General features: G+C 73.3%; 14 protein-coding genes and 1 pseudogene. 12 read left to right on the top strand and 3 right to left on the bottom strand.

Going from position 1 to position 18,124, the window contains the following annotated elements:
- Positions 1-136 precede the first annotated feature (136 nt).
- From AB0G63_RS18615 to sucD, 5 genes are all read left to right on the top strand, one after another.
- Positions 137-1,318, top strand: coding sequence for a VWA domain-containing protein (locus AB0G63_RS18615; RefSeq protein WP_360751213.1), 1,182 nt, complete (start codon positions 137-139; stop codon positions 1,316-1,318).
- 267 nt (positions 1,319-1,585) lie between these two features.
- On the top strand, positions 1,586-2,572 hold the full coding sequence (locus AB0G63_RS18610) for a hypothetical protein (RefSeq protein WP_360751140.1): 987 nt from the start codon (positions 1,586-1,588) through the stop codon (positions 2,570-2,572).
- Positions 2,573-2,851: 279 nt separating this feature from the next.
- Entirely contained in the window at positions 2,852-3,496 is a 645-nt protein-coding gene (locus AB0G63_RS18605; protein WP_360751139.1) for a hypothetical protein, read from the top strand.
- 529 nt (positions 3,497-4,025) lie between these two features.
- A complete protein-coding gene (gene sucC, locus AB0G63_RS18600) occupies positions 4,026-5,207 on the top strand; it encodes an ADP-forming succinate--CoA ligase subunit beta (protein WP_360751137.1) in 1,182 nt (393 codons plus the stop codon).
- 27 nt (positions 5,208-5,234) lie between these two features.
- Entirely contained in the window at positions 5,235-6,119 is an 885-nt protein-coding gene (gene sucD / locus AB0G63_RS18595) for a succinate--CoA ligase subunit alpha (protein WP_324789072.1), read from the top strand.
- A 144-nt stretch (positions 6,120-6,263) separates the two neighbouring features.
- Here the strand turns inward: sucD and AB0G63_RS18590 are convergent.
- Positions 6,264-7,058, bottom strand: a pseudogene (locus tag AB0G63_RS18590) (RNA polymerase subunit sigma-24); the annotation flags it as partial.
- Positions 7,059-7,190: 132 nt separating this feature from the next.
- Between AB0G63_RS18590 and AB0G63_RS18585 the strand changes: the two are divergent.
- Complete coding sequence (locus tag AB0G63_RS18585; protein WP_360751135.1) at positions 7,191-8,912, top strand: DUF6350 family protein; 1,722 nt, start codon at positions 7,191-7,193, stop codon at positions 8,910-8,912.
- Between the two features lies 1 nt (position 8,913).
- On the opposite strand, the gene AB0G63_RS18580 is transcribed toward AB0G63_RS18585, so the two are convergent.
- Positions 8,914-9,735 carry a hypothetical protein gene (locus AB0G63_RS18580; RefSeq protein ID WP_360751133.1) on the bottom strand — a complete coding sequence of 274 codons (822 nt, stop codon included), beginning with the start codon at positions 9,733-9,735 and terminating at the stop codon, positions 8,914-8,916.
- Between the two features lie 278 nt (positions 9,736-10,013).
- Between AB0G63_RS18580 and purN the strand changes: the two genes are divergently transcribed.
- Both purN and purH read left to right on the top strand, forming a co-directional pair.
- On the top strand, positions 10,014-10,643 hold the full coding sequence (gene purN, locus AB0G63_RS18575; protein ID WP_360751131.1) for a phosphoribosylglycinamide formyltransferase: 630 nt from the start codon (positions 10,014-10,016) through the stop codon (positions 10,641-10,643).
- Positions 10,640-12,205, top strand: coding sequence for a bifunctional phosphoribosylaminoimidazolecarboxamide formyltransferase/IMP cyclohydrolase (gene purH, locus AB0G63_RS18570; protein WP_360751129.1), 1,566 nt, complete (start codon positions 10,640-10,642; stop codon positions 12,203-12,205). The genes purN and purH overlap by 4 nt, the downstream gene beginning before the upstream one ends.
- A 265-nt stretch (positions 12,206-12,470) precedes the next feature.
- Here the strand turns inward: purH and AB0G63_RS18565 are convergent, their stop codons facing one another.
- Positions 12,471-13,100 carry a hypothetical protein gene (locus AB0G63_RS18565; RefSeq protein ID WP_360751127.1) on the bottom strand — a complete coding sequence of 210 codons (630 nt, stop codon included), beginning with the start codon at positions 13,098-13,100 and terminating at the stop codon, positions 12,471-12,473.
- A gap of 282 nt (positions 13,101-13,382) precedes the next feature.
- On the opposite strand from AB0G63_RS18565, the gene AB0G63_RS18560 reads away from it, so the two are divergent.
- From AB0G63_RS18560 to AB0G63_RS18545, 4 genes are all read left to right on the top strand, one after another.
- A complete protein-coding gene (locus AB0G63_RS18560) occupies positions 13,383-14,237 on the top strand; it encodes a bifunctional methylenetetrahydrofolate dehydrogenase/methenyltetrahydrofolate cyclohydrolase (RefSeq protein ID WP_360751125.1) in 855 nt (284 codons plus the stop codon).
- Positions 14,227-14,691 (top strand): DUF3017 domain-containing protein, encoded by a 465-nt coding sequence (locus AB0G63_RS18555; RefSeq protein WP_360751123.1) that lies wholly within the window; start codon positions 14,227-14,229, stop codon positions 14,689-14,691. Before AB0G63_RS18560 ends, AB0G63_RS18555 begins: the two co-directional genes overlap by 11 nt.
- Before the next feature lie 620 nt (positions 14,692-15,311).
- The gene (locus tag AB0G63_RS18550) at positions 15,312-16,523 is read left to right on the top strand and encodes a DUF2690 domain-containing protein (RefSeq protein WP_360751121.1); all 1,212 of its coding nucleotides are present in this window, start codon (positions 15,312-15,314) and stop codon (positions 16,521-16,523) included.
- Positions 16,524-16,933: 410 nt separating this feature from the next.
- On the top strand, positions 16,934-17,923 hold the full coding sequence (locus AB0G63_RS18545) for a malate dehydrogenase (protein ID WP_360751119.1): 990 nt from the start codon (positions 16,934-16,936) through the stop codon (positions 17,921-17,923).
- The last annotated feature ends 201 nt before the right edge of the window (positions 17,924-18,124 follow it).

Below are 18,124 nucleotides of genomic sequence, written 5' to 3'. Positions count from 1 at the left end.
GACGCCGCAGACAGCGAAGACGCAGACAGCGACGACATTGACAGCGACGACACTGACAGCGACAACGCAGACTGCGAAGACACAGACTGCGAAGACGCAGACAGTGCAGCCGCAGACCGCGACGGCACAGACCGCGATGGCACAGACGGCGTCGGCTCGGGCGGCGGCGGACCCGGCGCGGGAGCGGCTCAGGCGCTGGCGGCTGGTGCTCGGCGGCGAGGCGGCCGACGGCACCGGGTGCGCTCTGTCGGGGCAGGACGCCGCGATGGACGCGGCGCTGGCCGCCCTCTACGGCAAGGGAGACCGGCAGACGAGGGCCGGGCGGGACCGTTCGGCCGGGCTGGGGGCGTCGGCGCCGTCCGTGGCGCGGTGGCTCGGCGACATCCGGACCTACTTCCCCTCCTCCGTCGTCCAGGTCATGCAGCGCGACGCGATCGACCGGCTCGGCCTGTCCACGCTGCTGCTGGAACCGGAGATGCTGGAGGCGGTGGAGGCCGACGTGCACCTCGTCGGCACCCTGCTCTCCCTCAACAAGGCGATGCCGGAGACAACGAAGGAGACGGCGCGGGCCGTCGTGCGCCGGGTCGTGGAGGACCTGGAGAAGAGGCTCGCCAGCCGCACCCGGGCCACCCTCACCGGCGCCCTGGACCGCAGCGCCCGCGTCAACCGGCCGCGCCACCACGACATCGACTGGAACCGCACGATAGCCGCCAACCTGAAGAATTACCTGCCGGAACACCGGACGGTCGTGCCGGAGCGGCTCATCGGATACGGGCGGGCGTCGCAGTCCGTGAAGAAGGACGTCGTGCTGTGCATCGACCAGTCGGGTTCGATGGCGGCGTCGGTGGTCTACGCGTCCGTGTTCGGAGCGGTGCTCGCCTCCATGCGGTCCATCAACACCCGGCTCGTCGTCTTCGACACGGCGGTCGTCGACCTCACCGACCAGCTCGACGACCCGGTGGACGTGCTGTTCGGCACCCAGCTCGGCGGCGGCACGGACATCAACCGCGCGCTGGCCTACTGCCAGTCGCAGATCACCCGGCCGGCGGACACGGTGGTCGTGCTGATCAGCGATCTCTACGAGGGAGGCATCCGGGACGAGATGCTCAAGCGGGTGGCGGCGATGAAGGCGTCGGGGGTGCAGTTCGTGGCGCTGCTCGCGTTGTCCGACGAAGGGGCGCCCGCCTACGACAGGGAGCACGCGGCCGCGCTCGCCGCGCTGGGGGCGCCGGCGTTCGCCTGCACCCCCGACCTGTTCCCGGAGGTGATGGCGGCGGCGATCGAGAAGCGGCCGCTTCCGATACCGGAAACCGTGTGACGGGCGGCGCGTGAGCGCAGCGCGACGCGTGCGCTCAGCAAAACAGGACATGACTACCCATCGGTAACAGGGGGCTTGCACAACCTCGGGAGGGCCGTGCGAGGATCGATGCCCGGTCATCCGACGCCGCGTCAGCGGTGTGTCGCGTTCCGCGTCTCGTGCCGCGCCGCGTCGGCTCGTGACTCGGCACCAGTCGCTCGTCAGCTCGCCCCGCCTTCGCTCGCCGAATCGCCCGATCCGTTCCGCAGCACGGGAGGAACCGTTCCCTTGAGCACGCCGGCCGCTCTGCCCGGTGCCGCCCTGCGCGTGATGCGCTCGGCGGCCGGACGGCGTGTGCTGAACGTGGTGCTGCTGGTGGGCGGACTGCTCGCGCTCGGGTTCCTCTGCGGAGCCCGGGCACAGGCGGCGGAGAGTGTCCCCTCGGTGGCGACTCCGGCGGCACCGGCAGCTCCGGCGGCACCGGCAGCTCTGGGGCCGGCGGTCCCGGCGGCTCCGGTGGCCGAGGCCCTGCCGTCGGCTGCGGCGGCCACTCCCGCCGACTCCGGCGCCTCCGTCGCCTCCGCGCCGCGGGAGCCCTCGGCTTCCCCGGCCGGCGGCGACGTCCTGCGGCCGCTGACCGATCAGGTCCTGCGGTCCGTGGACGAGCGGATCGTGCAACCGGTCGGTGACGTGGTGGAGACCGTGACCGCCGCGCTCGGTGAGGTGACGGAGCGGATACCCCCGCTGTCGTCGCTGCCCTCCCTCCCGCTGCCCGACTCCCCGTCCCTGCCCGAGGACCCCGGTCTGCCGTCGGCGCCCGGAGCGCCGTCCGTCCCCGGTCTCCCCGGCTCGCCCGGCCTGCCCACGCTTCCGGGGCAGACGGCGCCGGTGCCGGCCACCTCGGCGCCGCAGCAGGGCGCGGCGGAGCACTCCGCCGAGGACCCGTCCGCCGAGCGGCGGCCCGGGACGAACGCGTCGAGCGGCGCGGCGTACGGACCGCGGCTCGCCGACGCGGCCGGTGTCGTGACGCGGGGCGGGGAACAGCGGGCCGTCGTTGCCGGGTACGCCCCCGCGCACCAGACGCCCGCCGGTGACCCGGCCGCCGCCTTGGGCAACCGCGCCGCCGCCGACAGCGGCACCTCGCGTCACGGGGACGCCTCGGCCGTGGCCCTGAACGACCGTGCACCCCTGCGGCTCGTGCCCGGCGCCATAGCGCGCTCCACCACGACCCAGGCCCGGGACAGGCACCGGGACATTCCGGTTTCCCCCGCCTAGGCAGCAGCCCCTTCCCCCGCCACAGACCTGCCGCGCGGGGGCGGAACAGGTCTGCCCGTCCGTCCGGACTCCTCGTCGGTCTCCGGCCGCAAGCCGCCGGCTCCGCTGGTCCACCCGACTCCCCGGACCACGACCGGAACCGGCCCCGGAAATGTCACTCAGCCTCCCCGGCCCGGGAACGCCCAGGACCCCCACACACCATTCCGGTGCACCACTCCGGTGACGGGCGTCCCGATGCGCCAGGGAGCGCTACCGAGATCCGAAGGATCTGACACGCTCATGAACAAGAACATCCGCCGCTCCCTCGTCACAGCCCCCGGCGTCAGGACGTCCAGGGGCGCGAGGATCGCCGACGCCATCCGCGGCGCCAGGGCCGGCCGTGCCGCGAGAACCGCCCGCGCCGCGCAGGCCCGGCCCACGGCCGTCGTCCGGACGGTCGCCACCACCCCCATATCCGTGCCGGACGTGCCGGACGTGCCGGACGTGCCGGACGCGCCCGATGTGCCGGATGTCCCGCGCGTGCCGGACGTGCCGCACGTTCCCGACGTACCGGACGTGCGTGACGTGAGCCCCGCGCCGGACGTGAGCCCCGTGCCGGACGTGAGCCCCGTGCCGGACGTGAGCCCCGTGCCGGACGTGAGCCCCGTGCCGGACGTGAGCCCCGTGCCGGACGTGAGCCCCGCGCAGGACCCTCAGGGCGAGGTCGACTACCTCTTCGGCCCGCTCTCCCTCTTCGCACCGGAGGTGGAGGAGGCGCTCGCCTCCGCCCAGACCGACCTCCACGGCGTCGCGCAGGACCTGACCGGCACCGTAGAGGCAGCGGGCGGCCCGTTCGCCGGGCAGCCCGTCACCGGCGTGCAGGTCATCGCCGACACGATGCCCCCCGGGCCGCAGCCGCACCACAGCAGCACCGACCGGGGCTGACCGCCCCAGCGCGAAAGCGCCCCCGCGGTACCCCGCGCGCCGTCCCCCGGCGCGCGCTCGACTCGCGGAGCCGAAGGACCCGGACGGCCGAAAGCCGTCGGATTCGTCCGGCCGGACCTCCGCGGAACGGGCCGGGCGGTCCCCATTGGGGTGGGGACCGTCCGCCCGGAACCCCGCAGGTGGCCTCTTCGCGCACCTCCGGGGCTGTTCAGGGGGCCTCACCGGGTCAACCCCAGCCCGGTGGGGCCCTTCCCCGTCTCCTCGCGGTCTCCTCGGGCTCTCCTCCCGCCCTCCTCACCGTCGGCACGCCGTGCCAGTGAGCGTGGCATCATGTGACAGGTATCACCGCTCAGGTGTGACCCGCGATTTAGAGACCCTCCGTCAGCGGCGATAACCTGCGAGACGGACATGCCGCGCGCTCGGACACCGTGTGCGCCTCCCTTGTGACAGACGGCGGACGTCACGTTGCCCTTCGCGGCACGCCCACGCATCCAACGAACCGCGAGATCACTGATAGGGACGGAAGCGCGTGGACCTGTTCGAGTACCAGGCGAGGGACCTCTTCGCCAAGCACGATGTACCGGTGCTGGCCGGTGAAGTCATCGACACGCCTGAGGCGGCCCGCGCAGCCACTGAGCGCCTCGGTGGCAAGTCCGTCGTCAAGGCCCAGGTGAAGGTCGGCGGCCGCGGCAAGGCCGGTGGCGTGAAGCTCGCCGCCACCCCGGACGAGGCCGTCGCCCGCGCGACGGACATCCTCGGCATGGACATCAAGGGCCACACGGTCCACAAGGTGATGATCGCCGAGACCGCTCCGGAGATCCTCGAGGAGTACTACGTCTCGTTCCTCCTCGACCGTGCGAACCGCACCTTCCTCTCCATCGCCTCCGTCGAGGGCGGCATGGAGATCGAGGAGGTGGCGGCCACCCGTCCGGAGGCCGTCGCCAAGGTCGCCATCGACGCCATCGACGGTGTGGACGAGGCCAAGGCCCGTGAGATCGTCGCGGCCGCCAAGTTCCCGGCCGAGGTCGCGGACAAGGTCGCGAACGTCCTCGTCAAGCTGTGGGACACCTTCATCAAGGAGGACGCCCTCCTGGTCGAGGTGAACCCGTTGGCGAAGGTGGCCTCCGGTGAGGTCATCGCCCTCGACGGCAAGGTGTCGCTGGACGACAACGCCGAGTTCCGTCACCCCGACTTCGAGGAACTCCACGACAAGGCGGCGGCCAACCCCCTGGAGGCCGCGGCCAAGGCGAAGAACCTCAACTACGTCAAGCTCGACGGCGAGGTCGGCATCATCGGCAACGGCGCCGGTCTCGTCATGAGCACCCTGGACGTCGTCGCGTACGCCGGTGAGAACCACGGCGGCGTCAAGCCCGCCAACTTCCTCGACATCGGCGGCGGCGCCTCCGCCCAGGTCATGGCGAACGGCCTGGAGATCATCCTCGGCGACCCGGACGTCAAGTCCGTGTTCGTCAACGTCTTCGGTGGCATCACCGCCTGTGACGAGGTCGCCAACGGCATCGTCCAGGCCCTGAAGCTCCTGGAGGACCGCGGCGAGGAGGTCACCAAGCCGCTCGTCGTCCGCCTCGACGGCAACAACGCCGACCTGGGCCGACAGATCCTCACCGACGCCGACCACCCGCTGGTCCAGCGCGTCGACACCATGGACGGCGCGGCCGACAAGGCCGCCGAGCTGGCCCACGCCGCCAAGTAAGCACTCAGGACGAGGACACAACACACCATGGCTATCTGGCTCAACAAGGACAGCAAGGTCATCGTCCAGGGCATGACCGGTGCCACCGGCATGAAGCACACCAAGCTCATGATCGGTGACGGCACTCACGTCGTGGGCGGCGTGAACCCGCGCAAGGCGGGTCAGACCGTGGACTTCGACGGCACCGAGGTACCGGTGTTCGGCACCGTCAAGGAGGCCATCGAGAAGACCGGCGCCAACGTCTCCGTCATCTTCGTGCCGGAGAAGTTCACCAAGGACGCGGTCGACGAGGCCATCGACGCCGAGATCCCGCTGGCCGTCGTGATCACCGAGGGCATCGCCGTGCACGACACGGCCGCCTTCTGGGCGTACGCCGGCAAGAAGGGCAACAAGACCCGCATCATCGGCCCGAACTGCCCCGGCATCATCACCCCGGGCCAGTCCAACGTCGGCATCATCCCGGGCGACATCACCAAGCCGGGCCGCATCGGCCTGGTGTCGAAGTCGGGCACGCTGACCTACCAGATGATGTACGAGCTGCGGGACATCGGCTTCTCCACGGCCGTCGGCATCGGCGGTGACCCGATCATCGGCACCACCCACATCGACGCCCTGGCCGCCTTCCAGGACGACCCCGACACCGACCTGATCGTCATGATCGGTGAGATCGGCGGCGACGCCGAGGAGCGGGCCGCGGCCTTCATCAAGGAGAACGTGACCAAGCCGGTCGTCGGCTACGTCGCGGGCTTCACCGCGCCCGAGGGCAAGACGATGGGCCACGCCGGCGCCATCGTCTCTGGTTCCTCCGGCACCGCGCAGGCGAAGAAGGAGGCCCTCGAGGCCGCCGGCGTCAAGGTCGGCAAGACGCCGACCGAGACGGCGAAGCTGGCGCGCGAGATCCTGGCCGGCTGAACCCGGTCGTCCGGCCGTCCGTACGGCTCGTGGGCCCGCCCCCTTCCCGGGGGCGGGCCCACCGTCGTCAGCGGGGGCGCGTCAGCGCGGCGTGCCACTGGGGGTGTGTCGCCGCGGCGTGTCACCGGACGGCGTCGGAGTGTGTCACCGCGGCGCGGGCAGCAGTCGCTCCGGGCCCCGGACGACCTGGGAGCGCAGCTTGGCCCGCAACCGCGCCTCGCGCTGCGACAGCGGCCCCGGCGCGACCCGCGGCGGCAGCCCCTGCACGGTCTGCCCGGGCGGGACCGGGGGCTCGTAGCGCGTCGGCGCGGTGCGCAGGGTCAGCGCCGTCGTCGCGATCAGCGAGGCGGTGAAGGCGATCGCCGCCCGCGTCCAGAAACGCGCCCGGCGCTCGCAGCTCGTGCGCACGGCCGTCGGGGCGGCGGCCCGCAGCCGTTCCGCGGAGGCCGCCTCGGCCAGCCGCCGGCGCAGTACTCCGGGGTCCGCCAGCTCCGGCAGGCACGCGGCGACCGCCTCGCGCGCGTGCAGCAGCCGGTGCGCCGTCGCCGGGGTGCTCGCCTCCGTCTCCGCCGCCGTCTCCGGCAGGTCCAGGCCGACGCCGTCGTACAGCACGAGGGTGCGGCGGTGGGGCGGCGGGAGGTGCCGCAGGGCCTGGAGCAGCGCGCGGTGGGCGGGGTCGGCAGGCGGCGGTTCGGGGTGCCGGCGGCGCGGGCGGAGGCGGTGCCAGGGGGAGAGCGCGCACTCGTGTGCGGCCGCCCGCACCCAGCCCGCCGGATCCGGGTCGCGGGCCACCTCGGGCCAGCGTTGCCAGGCGAGGTGGAAGGCCCGCTCGACCGCCTCACGCGCCGCCTCGCGCCGCCCGGTGAGGAGGTAGGCCTGCCGTACGAGGGCGGGGGCGCAGAACGCGTACAACGCGTCGAATGCCTGAGCGGGCGTCAGGTCGGACTCCTGGCCGGTCTGCTGGCTCCGCGTCACTGCGCGCCCCTTCGTACGAAAAAGTACATAACAACATATTGGGCGACACATCGAAGGTTCGGCGGTTACGACGGGAAAGAGCGTGTCGTTGGGAGCATGGCGGGCGTGACCCGGATGACCCCTCGCCGATCGCCGTTGCCGCCGCGGCTCGCCCGGAGGCGCCGCCGAGCGCCCCGGCCGGCCGCCGGCCTCGTGGGCGGTGCGGTCGCCGCCGGGCTCGGGCTCGGGGCGTTCGCCATGCTGGTGACCGTGCTGTGGATCAGCTCGCCGTACCCCGACACCGGGCCCCGCGGCGTGTTGCACGTCGTCGCCGCCCTGTGGCTGCTCGCGCACGGCGCGGAACTGGTCCGCACCGACACCCTCTCCGGCGTCCCGGCACCGGTCGGCGTCACCCCGCTGCTGCTCCTGGCGCTTCCCGTGTGGCTGGTGCACCGGGCCGCCCGGGACGCGACGGACGCGGGCGAGGCCGGCGAACCGCTCGTGCCGGGCCGCACGGCGTGGACGGGCGTCGTCGTCGGCTACCTCGCCGTCGCCGCGGCCGCCGCGCTGTACGCGTCGGGCGGCGAACTGCGGCCCTCATGGGCGGGGACCGCAAGGAGCCTGCCGCTGGTCACCGCGGCGGCGGCCGGGGCAGGCGTATGGACGGCGTACGGCCGTGCGTACGGGGCGGTGGCCGGCCGTGCGTACGGGGCGGTGGACGGCGTGCCGGTTCTCCTGCCGGCGCCGGTGCGACGGTTCCTGCCGGGGGCCGATACCCGGGACCGCCTGGTCGTGGCCGCGCGGGCCGGGGCGGGCGGGGCGGCGGTGCTCGTCGGCGGCGGGGCGCTGTTGCTGGCGGTCTCCCTGGTCCGGCACGGCGGGGCGGCGGGGGCGTCCCTGCTGCGGCTGACGGAGGGCTGGTCCGGCCGGTTCGCGGTGCTGCTGCTCTGCGTGGCGCTGCTGCCGAACGCGGCGGTCTGGGCGGCGGCGTACGCGCTCGGTCCCGGTTTCGCCCTGCACGCCGGCCATGTCGTCGCACCCCTCTCGTCGGCACCGGTGTCCTCGTTGCCGTCGTTCCCGCTCCTGGCGGCGGTGCCGGAACCGGGGGCCGGGGGACCGGTGAACTGGGTGGCGGCGGTGGTGCCGGCGGCGGCCGGGGTGACGGTGGGGTGGCTCGTGGGGCGGGCCGCGGACCGGGACGCCGTCCGCTCGCGCCGGTGGACCGCCGGAACGGCCGGTCTGGCGGCGCTGATGTGCGGGGGCGCGATGGCGGTGCTCGCGGCCCTGGCGGGCGGGCCGCTCGGCGTGGCGGCGCTCGCCCGGTTCGGCCCGGTGTGGTGGCAGACGGGCGGCGCGGCCCTGCTGTGGACGGCGGTCACGGCGCTCCCGACGGCACTGGCCCGACGGCCCCGCCACCGCGCCGCGCCCACACCAGGACCCAGGCTCGCCCCCGCACCCGCCCCCGCCCCCGCCCCCGCCCCCGCCCCCGCGCCCGCGCCCGCGCCCACACCCGGGCTCGCGCCCGCGCCCGCATCCGTGCACCCCGCCCGCCGCCGTCCGCGGCTGCGGCTGCCCTCATTCGCGCGCCGTGCGTCCGGCCGGCCCGGCGTCCCGCCGCCGGCTCGCGTCCCCGGCGCCGACGCCACCGAGGCGTGCGCCTTCCCCGGCCTGTACGACGTCGGCTTCCAGCCCTGGGACGCCCTGCCCCCTGACCCTCCGGAGCAGGCGCCCGGCCCGCAGCAGCCGCAGCAGCAGCCGCAGCAGCCGCCGCAGGAGCCGGGCGAGCATCAGAAGTCCCCCGAGCCGGACCGGCCGAGCAGGCCCCAGGAGCTGCGGTAGGTCAGCTGTTGGCGTCCAGCACGCCGCGCAGTTCCTTCGGCAGGTGCTGGCTGCAGGACTGCTTCGCCTCGCTGGTGAGGGCGTCGCTCCGGCAGGTGTAGTAGTCGCTGTAGACCAGGTGCGCGGTGAAGTTCGCGGCGACCAGGAGGATGGCCAGGGACGCCGTGACCAGGCCGCTCACCGCCGCCGTCGTCTGCGGGCGGCCGGCGGCCTCGGGGCCGGCGCCGGCGCGCGGCTTGGCGCGCAGCGCGCTGATGCCCCAGTACAGGGAGAGCGCGCCGAGCAGCAGGGCCACGTACGGCCAGCCGAACAGGGAGAAGAAGAACGCCCACATGCCGCCCAGCAGCGCGTACCGGGCACGGCGCTGGACGGGGTCGGTGGGGTCCCAGCGCATGTTCGCGCCGGGACCGGGGCCCTTGGGGCCCTCGCTGTCGCCGCGCTGAGCACCGGGGCGTTCGCCGAAGCCGCCGGAGGAGCGGCCGGGCTGGCGGTCGCTCCACTGGCTGCCCCAGGGTGAACGCCCGCCCTCACCGGACGAGCCGTCGGAGTCTCCCGAGCCCCCCGAGTCCCCGTGGCCCCCGCGGCCCCCGGAGTCCCGTCCCACCGGGCGGCGCGGCTGCCAGGGCCGGTCCGGAGCGCCCTCCGGCGGCGGCGCGAACGGGTTGTCCTCCTGCGCGCCCCCCTCACGCCCGTCACCCCTCGTCCCGCCCGAGGGCGCCTCGGGAGGCGAGGCGGGCCGCTCCCGCAGCAGCACGCGGCTGTGCTCCCCTTCCTGCGCCGGAAGCGGGGGGAGGGCGAGGAGTCGCAGACTGCGGTCCGGCATCAAGTGAGCGTCTTCCCCTTGGCGAGTACGGTGGCTTTGGTGGGTCCGGCGGCCGGGCCCGGCCTGAGCTGTCACCCCGGAAACGCTCCGCACGCCTGCCGCGTTCCCGAGCCCGCTCCCCGCAGACGCTACCTTCCGGCCACGCCCCCGTCCCACGGGGGCCGTCCGGTGTGCCGGTATCGTTGCTGACGGTCGGTCGCTTCGTAGACTTCCCCGTATCCGGGGGCGCGAAGCATTCGTACGACCATACAAACGCCTCCCCGAGAAAGGGCCCCACCGTGGCCGCCAAGCCCGTGGCCAAGCGCCTCGTCGTGCTGGTCTCCGGATCCGGTACGAACCTGCAGGCGCTCCTCGACACCATCGCGACCACCGGCGCCGAGGCGTACGGAGCCGAGATCGTGGCCGTCGGCGCGGACCGGGAGGGCATCGAGGGCCTCGCCCGCGCCGAGCGCGCCGGACTGCCCACCTTCGTGTGCCGGGTCAAGGACTACGACACCCGTGAGGCGTGGGACGCCGCCCTCGCCGAGGCCGTATCCGCGTACCGGCCCGACCTCGTGGTGTCGGCGGGCTTCATGAAGATCGTGGGCAAGGAGTTCCTGGCCCGATTCGGCGGCCGGTTCGTCAACACGCACCCCGCCCTCCTGCCCAGTTTCCCCGGAGCCCACGGCGTGCGGGACGCCCTCGCGTACGGCGCCAAGGTCACCGGCTGCACCGTCCACTTCGTCGACGACGGCGTCGACACCGGACCGATCATCGCCCAGGGCGTGGTGGAGGTACGGGACGAGGACGACGAGAGCGCTCTGCACGAGCGCATCAAGGAAGTCGAGCGAAGGCTGCTCGTCGAGGTCGTGGGGCGCCTCGCCCGCAACGGCTATCGCATCGAGGGACGAAAGGTAGTTATCCAGTGACCGCCGAGAGCAACAAGCGGCCGATTCGCCGGGCGCTCGTCAGCGTCTACGACAAGACCGGGCTCGAGGAGCTCGCCCGCGGCCTGAACGAGGCGGGCGTGGAACTCGTCTCCACCGGTTCCACCGCCGCGAAGATCGCCGCCGCCGGCGTCCCCGTCACCAAGGTCGAGGAGCTCACCGGCTTCCCCGAGTGCCTGGACGGCCGGGTCAAGACCCTGCACCCGAAGGTCCACGCGGGCATCCTCGCCGACCTGCGCCTGGACAGCCACCGGCAGCAGCTCGCCGAGCTGGGCGTCGAGCCGTTCGACCTCGTCGTCGTCAACCTCTACCCGTTCCGGGAGACCGTCGCCTCCGGTGCCACCCCCGACGAGTGCGTCGAGCAGATCGACATCGGCGGCCCGTCGATGGTCCGCGCCGCCGCCAAGAACCACCCCTCGGTCGCGGTCGTCACCAGCCCCGCCCGGTACGCCGACGTCCTGTCCGCGGTCAAGGACGGCGGCTTCGACCTCGCCACCCGCAAGCGGCTCGCCGCCGAGGCCTTCCAGCACACCGCCGCCTACGACGTAGCCGTCGCGAGCTGGTTCGCCTCCTCCTACGCGCCCGTCGACGACTCGTCGTTCCCCGACTTCCTCGGCGCCACCTGGGAGCGCAAGAACACCCTGCGCTACGGCGAGAACCCGCACCAGCCCGCCGCCCTCTACGTCGACGGCACCGGCGGCGGCCTCGCCGAGGCCGAGCAGCTGCACGGCAAGGAGATGTCGTACAACAACTACACGGACACGGACGCCGCCCGCCGTGCCGCGTACGACCACGCCGAGCCCTGCGTCGCGATCATCAAGCACGCCAACCCGTGCGGCATCGCGATCGGCGCGGACGTCGCCGAGGCGCACCGCAAGGCGCACGCCTGCGACCCGCTGTCGGCGTTCGGCGGCGTGATCGCCGTCAACCGGCCGGTCAGCAAGGAGATGGCGGAGCAGGTCGCGGAGATCTTCACCGAGGTCATCGTCGCGCCCGACTACGAGGACGGCGCGCTGGAGGCCCTCACCAAGAAGAAGAACATCCGCGTGCTGAAGGCGCCCGGCGCCCCCGCCAACCCGGTCGAGGTCAAGCCCGTCGACGGCGGCGTCCTGGTGCAGGTCACCGACCGCCTCCAGGCCGACGGTGACGACCCGGCGGGCTGGACGCTCGCGACCGGCGAGGCGCTGTCCGAGGCCGAGCTCGCCGAGCTGGCCTTCGCCTGGAAGGCGTGCCGGGCGGTGAAGTCCAACGCCATCCTGCTCGCCAAGGACGGCGCCTCGGTCGGCGTCGGCATGGGCCAGGTCAACCGCGTGGACTCCTGCCGGCTGGCCGTCCAGCGGGCCGGCGAGGAGCGGGTCCGGGGCTCCTACGCGGCGTCGGACGCCTTCTTCCCCTTCCCGGACAACATCGACGTGCTGAGCGAGGCCGGGATCAAGGCCATCGTCCAGCCCGGCGGCTCGGTCCGCGACGAACTGGTGGTCGAGGCCGCCGAGAAGGCCGGCATCACGATGTACTTCACCGGCACGCGGCACTTCTTCCACTGATCGCGGCGTCGCGTCGCCCGACCGCGGCGTCCGCTGACCGCGGCGTCCGCTGACCGCGGCATCCGTCGATCGCGGCGTTCACTGATGGCGGCGTCCGTCGATCGCGGCGTCCGCGTGACGCGGCAGGGCCGTGTCCCTCCCCGCGGGGTGGGACACGGCCCTCGGTGTTTCGGTGTTTCGGTGTTTCGGTGTTTCGGTGTTTCGGTGTTTCGGTGTTTCGGCGTTTCTGCGGCGCGGACGGCTCGGCGCGAGCGGCCCCGCCGGCTCAGTAACGCGCTCGGTTGAACCAGGCGTTGCCGTTGGCGTTGCCGACGAACACGGCGATCAGGATGCCGAGCACCGTGTGGATGAGACCGACGATGATGAACGGGTAGATGCCGAGGACCGCGGTGATGATGCCGAAGATCATCGCCGCCACGCGCACGCCGTTGCCGCCGGTGTTGAACTTCACCGCCAGCAGGAGCGCGAACACTCCCCAGGCCAGCGCGAACACCGTGAAGCCCCACAGCGCGCCGGTCGAGTAGTTCTTGAGCTGCTCGAAGGCCGCCTCGTTGTCGAGGGAGCCGTTCTTGGCGGCCTGGATGGTCGCGGCGCTGAAGGCGAACAGGGCCACACCCAGCAGCTGCAGGGCGACGATGACCCACAGCAGGATGCGGGCCGCGCTCACGGTGCCCGGCATCGTCGTCATCATCGGGGCGCCGCCGTAGGGCTGGGGCGCGGGAGCGGCGGGGTAACCGTAGCCGGGAGGCTGCTGCTGCGGGTAGCCGTAGCCCGGCTGGCCCTGGGGGTAACCCGGCTGCTGACCCTGCGGATACCCCGGCTGCTGACCCTGGGGGTAGCCCGGCTGCTGGCCCGGGGGCGGGCCGTAGGGGTTGTTGGGATCGCCGAAACTCATGGCGGGGTTTCCTCCGTTGCTCCAGGTGCGGGGACGACGCGCGGCGCCGTACGGAGGAAGATCCGAAAAGAATCCGAGTCTGCGGTGCGTCCCCCCGATGAGCTGCCCGCGGCACTGTTCCGCCATCGTTCTTTACCGGTGACTTACTTGTCCAGCCGCATTCCGCAGGTGTTGTGCAAGTGCAACATCGCTGATCATGGCCGGACACCGGGGGAGCGGCGCCTTGCCCTCCGGAGGGACCCGGATTGGAACCGGGGGGCCGTCATCCGCGAGGATGGGGCCATGACCGCCCAGATTCTCGATGGCAAGGCCACCGCAGCCGCGATCAAGTCCGATCTGACCGCCCGGGTGGCGGCGCTGAAGGAGAAGGGCGTCACGCCCGGCCTCGGCACCATCCTGGTCGGGGACGACCCCGGCAGCCAGAAGTACGTCGCCGGCAAGCACCGCGACTGCGCCCAGGTCGGCATCGCCTCCATCCAGCGCGAGCTGCCGGCCACGGCGACGCAGCAGGAGATCGAGGCGGTCGTTCGCGAGCTGAACGAGGACCCGGCCTGCACCGGCTACATCGTCCAGCTGCCGCTGCCCAAGGGCATCGACGAGAACCGCATCCTCGAGCTGATGGACCCGGACAAGGACGCCGACGGCCTGCACCCGATGAACCTCGGCCGCCTGGTCCTGAACGAGCGGGCCCCGCTGCCCTGCACCCCCAACGGCGTGCTCACCCTGCTGCGCCGCTACGGCGTGGAGATCAAGGGCGCCGAGGTCGTGGTCGTCGGCCGCGGTGTCACCATCGGCCGGCCGATGCCGCTGCTGCTCACCCGCCGCTCCGAGAACGCGACGGTGACCCAGTGCCACACGGGGACGCGCGACCTGTCGGCGCACCTGAAGCGTGCCGACATCATCGTCGCGGCCGCCGGCTCCGCCCACCTGATCCGTCCCGAGGACGTCAAGCCGGGTGCCGCCGTCCTCGACGTGGGCGTCTCCCGCAGCGCCGAGGGCAAGATCGTGGGCGACGTCCACCCGGACGTCGCCGAGGTGGCCGGCTGGATCTCCCCCAACCCCGGCGGCGTCGGTCCGATGACCCGGGCCCAGCTGCTCGTCAACGTGGTCGAGGCGGCGGAGCGCCGTGCCGGCTGAGGACACCGACGACCTCCAGGTGCGGGACGCGGTCAGCGCGCCGGACGCCGAGGGCAGGCCGCGCCGCGTCACCCGCCGCTTCCCGCTGTTCACCCGGGACACCGCCCGCCCCGAGGGCGGCGGCCGGGCCGCGCCGGGCGACGCCCCGGCGCCCGCCCGGCAGTGGCCGGTCCTCACCGTGCTGGGCCTGGTCGCGTGCGGCCTGCTGCTGACCGCCCTCGACGCCTTCCGGTACGGCACGCTGCTGATCGGCATCGCGCTGGTCGCCGGCGGTGTCCTGCGCTGGCTGCTGCCCGACGTCGGCATGCTCGCCGTGCGCTCCCGCTTCACGGACATCGTCACCTACGGGGCCCTCGGGCTGGCGATCGTGCTGCTGGCGCTGATGGTCCAGCCGCACCCCTTGCTGCAGATCCCGTTCCTGAAGGACACCCTGCACTTCACGGTCAGCGGTTAGCCGAACGGCCCGCGCGGCCTCCCGGCCCGCCCGCACGGCGACGCGCCACGCGGCGACGCGCCACGCGGCGACGGCCCGTCCCCTCCCCCGAGCAAGGACGGGCCGCCGCACGGATCAACCCTCTCCCGCCGTGAACCGCCTGTTCAACGGCTGTCCGCGCGCTGTGGCACGGAGGTGACCGTTTCGCTACGGTGTCCGCGCTTCGCCACGGACGCGGGAACCGCGCACCGCCCGGCGCCGTCCCTCGCACCGACCGGGCAACCGACTGGAGCGCCGACGCCTGCAAGGCGGGCGTGACTGGCATGACGGCGTGACCAGCGGAACCGGTGTGACCAGCGGAACCGACGGGACCCACGAAGCCGGCGGGACCGTCGGGACCAGTGGAACCGGCGGTACCGGTGGGGTCGGCCGCAGGGGGCGGTCAGTGGGAGCCTGGACCGTGGTCCGGCCGGCGTGCGACGGTGCATGCCCCGGCCCCGACGCACCCGTGCGCCCCCCCACCCCGGGAACTGAGATCCTGAGTCGGCGCATCCCTGCGGGTAGCCAGCGGGGGTCTCGGCAGAGGGCACCCCGCGCGGGGGCGGAGAACAGCACCAAACCGGGGGAAGAGGGGGGAAGCGATGCCTCGTTGGAAGGCCTTGCCGGAGGACCTGGATCCCCAGATCAGGGAGTTCGCGAGCCAGTTGCGGCGGCTCGTGGACCGCAGTGGACTGAGCATCGCGTCCGTGGCCGACCGCACCGGCTACAGCAAGACGTCCTGGGAGCGTTACCTGAACGGCCGGCTGCTCGCGCCCAAGGGCGCCACCGTCGCGCTGGCCGAGGTCACGGGCACCAATCCGATCCACCTGACGACGATGTGGGAGCTCGCCGAGCGTGCCTGGAGCCGTTCGGAGATGCGCCATGACATGACCATGGAGGCGATCCGGATCTCGCAGGCGCGCGACGCGCTCAGCGAACTGGCCACGCCCCCGGCGAACGCCAAGGGCAAGCAGTCCCGCAGGAGCGGCGGAGCGGCGGCGACACCCGGCGTCGCCGGACCGGCGGGCGTCGCCCCGACGGTGCCGCCGCGTCCGGCGGCCCCGTACCCGGCGGACGACAGGACGGGCCCGCGGCCCGCCGGCGGTGCCGTGTCCGCCGGGCCGTCCTCCGGCGGACACGGCACCAACTCGTGGAACATGGCCGGCTACCGGGGTCCGGCCGCGTCCGGCGGACGCCGTCCGGGTGCCGGGACGCCGGCCCCCGGCGGTGCCGGCCGGACGCCGGGCACCCCGAGCCCGTACGGCGAGCCCGCCCAGGGTCCGCGGCACGGCGACGGGGGTTCCGCCGGCGGGAGCGGCGGCAAGCGGCGGCTGACGATGTTCCTCGCGGGCGCCGTCGGCGTGCTGGTCGTGATCGCGGGCGGGTTCTTCCTGGCCGACGGCGGGGGCAAGGACGACGAGGGCGAGAAGAAGTCCCCCTCGCCCTCCGCCGGCGTCGCCACCGACCTGCCGCCCGGCGTGAAGTGCAGCGGCGGCTCCTGCACCGGCAAGGACGCGGAGAGCATGGGCTGCACCAAGGACGCCACCGCGGTGACCACCGCCAAGACCGCAACCGTCGGCACGACCACCGTCGAGGTCCGCTACAGCAAGACCTGCGAGGCCGCCTGGGGCCGCATCCCCCAGGGCGTCCAGGGCGACCAGGTCCAGGTGTCGGCGGGCAAGGTCCGGCAGACCGACAGCATCAGCACGGCCGGCGACACGATCGCGTACACGCCGATGGTGGGCGTGAAGGACGCGGGCGACGCGACGGCGTGCGCGACGCTCGCGTCGGGGCAGCAGGGCTGCACGAAGTGAGCCGGGCGGGGGACGTCCGCGAAAGAAAATTCCGGCACCAGGATTAGGCGCCCGCGTCCCGGGCACGCGAACCGTACCCCCACGGGAGTCCGGCACAGTCGGGACCCCCCACCAGGCGGCCGTCTCCGTCCCTCCTCTCCCGGACGGGCGGCCGCCGTCCCATGCCGCGCGCCGCCCCATGCCGCGCGCCACCGCCACCGGGCCCGGCCCGCGCCGCCTTCCCGTGTCGCGGCGCCGTCCCCTGTCGCTGCGGCGTCACTCTGTGGGACGGGCCACACAACCCCGGACGTCCGGGATCCCGGATGCGCGATAGCCTGACCGGTGGATCTCTTGATACCAAGAGATCGATCATTCGCACGTCCGCACCCCGGGCAAGGACGCCCACCGCCAGCTGTCATACGGAGAACGCCATGACCCGCACTCCCGTGAACGTCACCGTCACCGGCGCGGCCGGCCAGATCGGTTACGCCCTGCTCTTCCGCATCGCCTCCGGCCAGCTGCTCGGCGCGGACGTGCCGGTCAAGCTCCGCCTGCTGGAGATCACCCCGGCGCTGAAGGCCGCCGAGGGCACGGCCATGGAGCTGGACGACTGCGCGTTCCCGCTCCTGCAGGGCATCGACATCACCGACGACCCGAACGTGGCCTTCGACGGCGCCAACGTCGCCCTCCTCGTGGGCGCCCGCCCGCGCACCAAGGGCATGGAGCGCGGTGACCTGCTGGAGGCCAACGGCGGCATCTTCAAGCCGCAGGGCAAGGCCATCAACGACAACGCCGCGGACGACATCAGGGTCCTCGTCGTCGGCAACCCGGCCAACACCAACGCGCTGATCGCCCAGGCCGCCGCGCCGGACGTACCCGCCGAGCGCTTCACCGCCATGACCCGCCTCGACCACAACCGCGCGCTCACCCAGCTCGCGAAGAAGACGGGCACCACGGTCGCCGACATCAAGCGCCTGACCATCTGGGGCAACCACTCCGCCACCCAGTACCCGGACATCTTCCACGCCACGGTCGCCGGCAAGAACGCCGCCGAGGCCGTGAACGACGAGAAGTGGCTGGCCGAGGACTTCATCCCGACCGTCGCCAAGCGCGGCGCCGCGATCATCGAGGCCCGTGGCGCGTCGTCCGCCGCCTCCGCCGCCAACGCCGCCATCGACCACATCCACACCTGGGTCAACGGCACCGCCGAGGGCGACTGGACCTCCATGGGCATCCCGTCGGACGGCTCCTACGGCGTCCCGGAGGGCCTCATCTCCTCCTTCCCGGTCACCTGCAAGGACGGCAAGTACGAGATCGTCCAGGGCCTGGAGATCAACGAGTTCTCCCGCACCCGCATCGACGCCTCCGTCAAGGAGCTCGAGGAGGAGCGCGAGGCGGTCCGCTCGCTCGGCCTCGTCTGACGGCTCCGCGGCCCCGGCGCTCCCCGCGCGCGCCGAGCCCGCACACCCCGCGCGCCACGAGCCGCGCAGCCCGCACGGGCCCCGTTCCCGGTGTTGTCCGGACGGGGCCCGCGCCCGTTTCCGCCGCCGCTGCCCGCCGCTGCCCGCAGCGGCACCCGCGAGGGCGGTCCGCGGGGATTCCGGTGTCGCGGGAGCTGCCCG

It is taken from the genome of Streptomyces sp. NPDC020996 (assembly GCF_040641355.1).
GTDB lineage: Bacteria > Actinomycetota > Actinomycetes > Streptomycetales > Streptomycetaceae > Streptomyces.
This window is presented reverse-complemented; position numbering and strand designations above follow the sequence as displayed.

Bases quoted from the DNA above. Each gene is read 5' to 3' on its own strand.
- AB0G63_RS18580 (WP_360751133.1), bottom strand. From the start codon at position 9,735: ATGCCGGACCGCAGTCTGCGACTCCTCGCCCTCCCCCCGCTTCCGGCG.
- sucD (WP_324789072.1), top strand. From the start codon at position 5,235: ATGGCTATCTGGCTCAACAAGGACAGCAAGGTCATCGTCCAGGGCATG.
- AB0G63_RS18605 (WP_360751139.1), top strand. From the start codon at position 2,852: ATGAACAAGAACATCCGCCGCTCCCTCGTCACAGCCCCCGGCGTCAGG.
- AB0G63_RS18565 (WP_360751127.1), bottom strand. From the start codon at position 13,100: ATGAGTTTCGGCGATCCCAACAACCCCTACGGCCCGCCCCCGGGCCAG.
- AB0G63_RS18560 (WP_360751125.1), top strand. From the start codon at position 13,383: ATGACCGCCCAGATTCTCGATGGCAAGGCCACCGCAGCCGCGATCAAG.
- AB0G63_RS18550 (WP_360751121.1), top strand. From the start codon at position 15,312: ATGCCTCGTTGGAAGGCCTTGCCGGAGGACCTGGATCCCCAGATCAGG.
- AB0G63_RS18545 (WP_360751119.1), top strand. From the start codon at position 16,934: ATGACCCGCACTCCCGTGAACGTCACCGTCACCGGCGCGGCCGGCCAG.
- AB0G63_RS18615 (WP_360751213.1), top strand. From the start codon at position 137: ATGGCACAGACGGCGTCGGCTCGGGCGGCGGCGGACCCGGCGCGGGAG.
- AB0G63_RS18585 (WP_360751135.1), top strand. From the start codon at position 7,191: ATGGCGGGCGTGACCCGGATGACCCCTCGCCGATCGCCGTTGCCGCCG.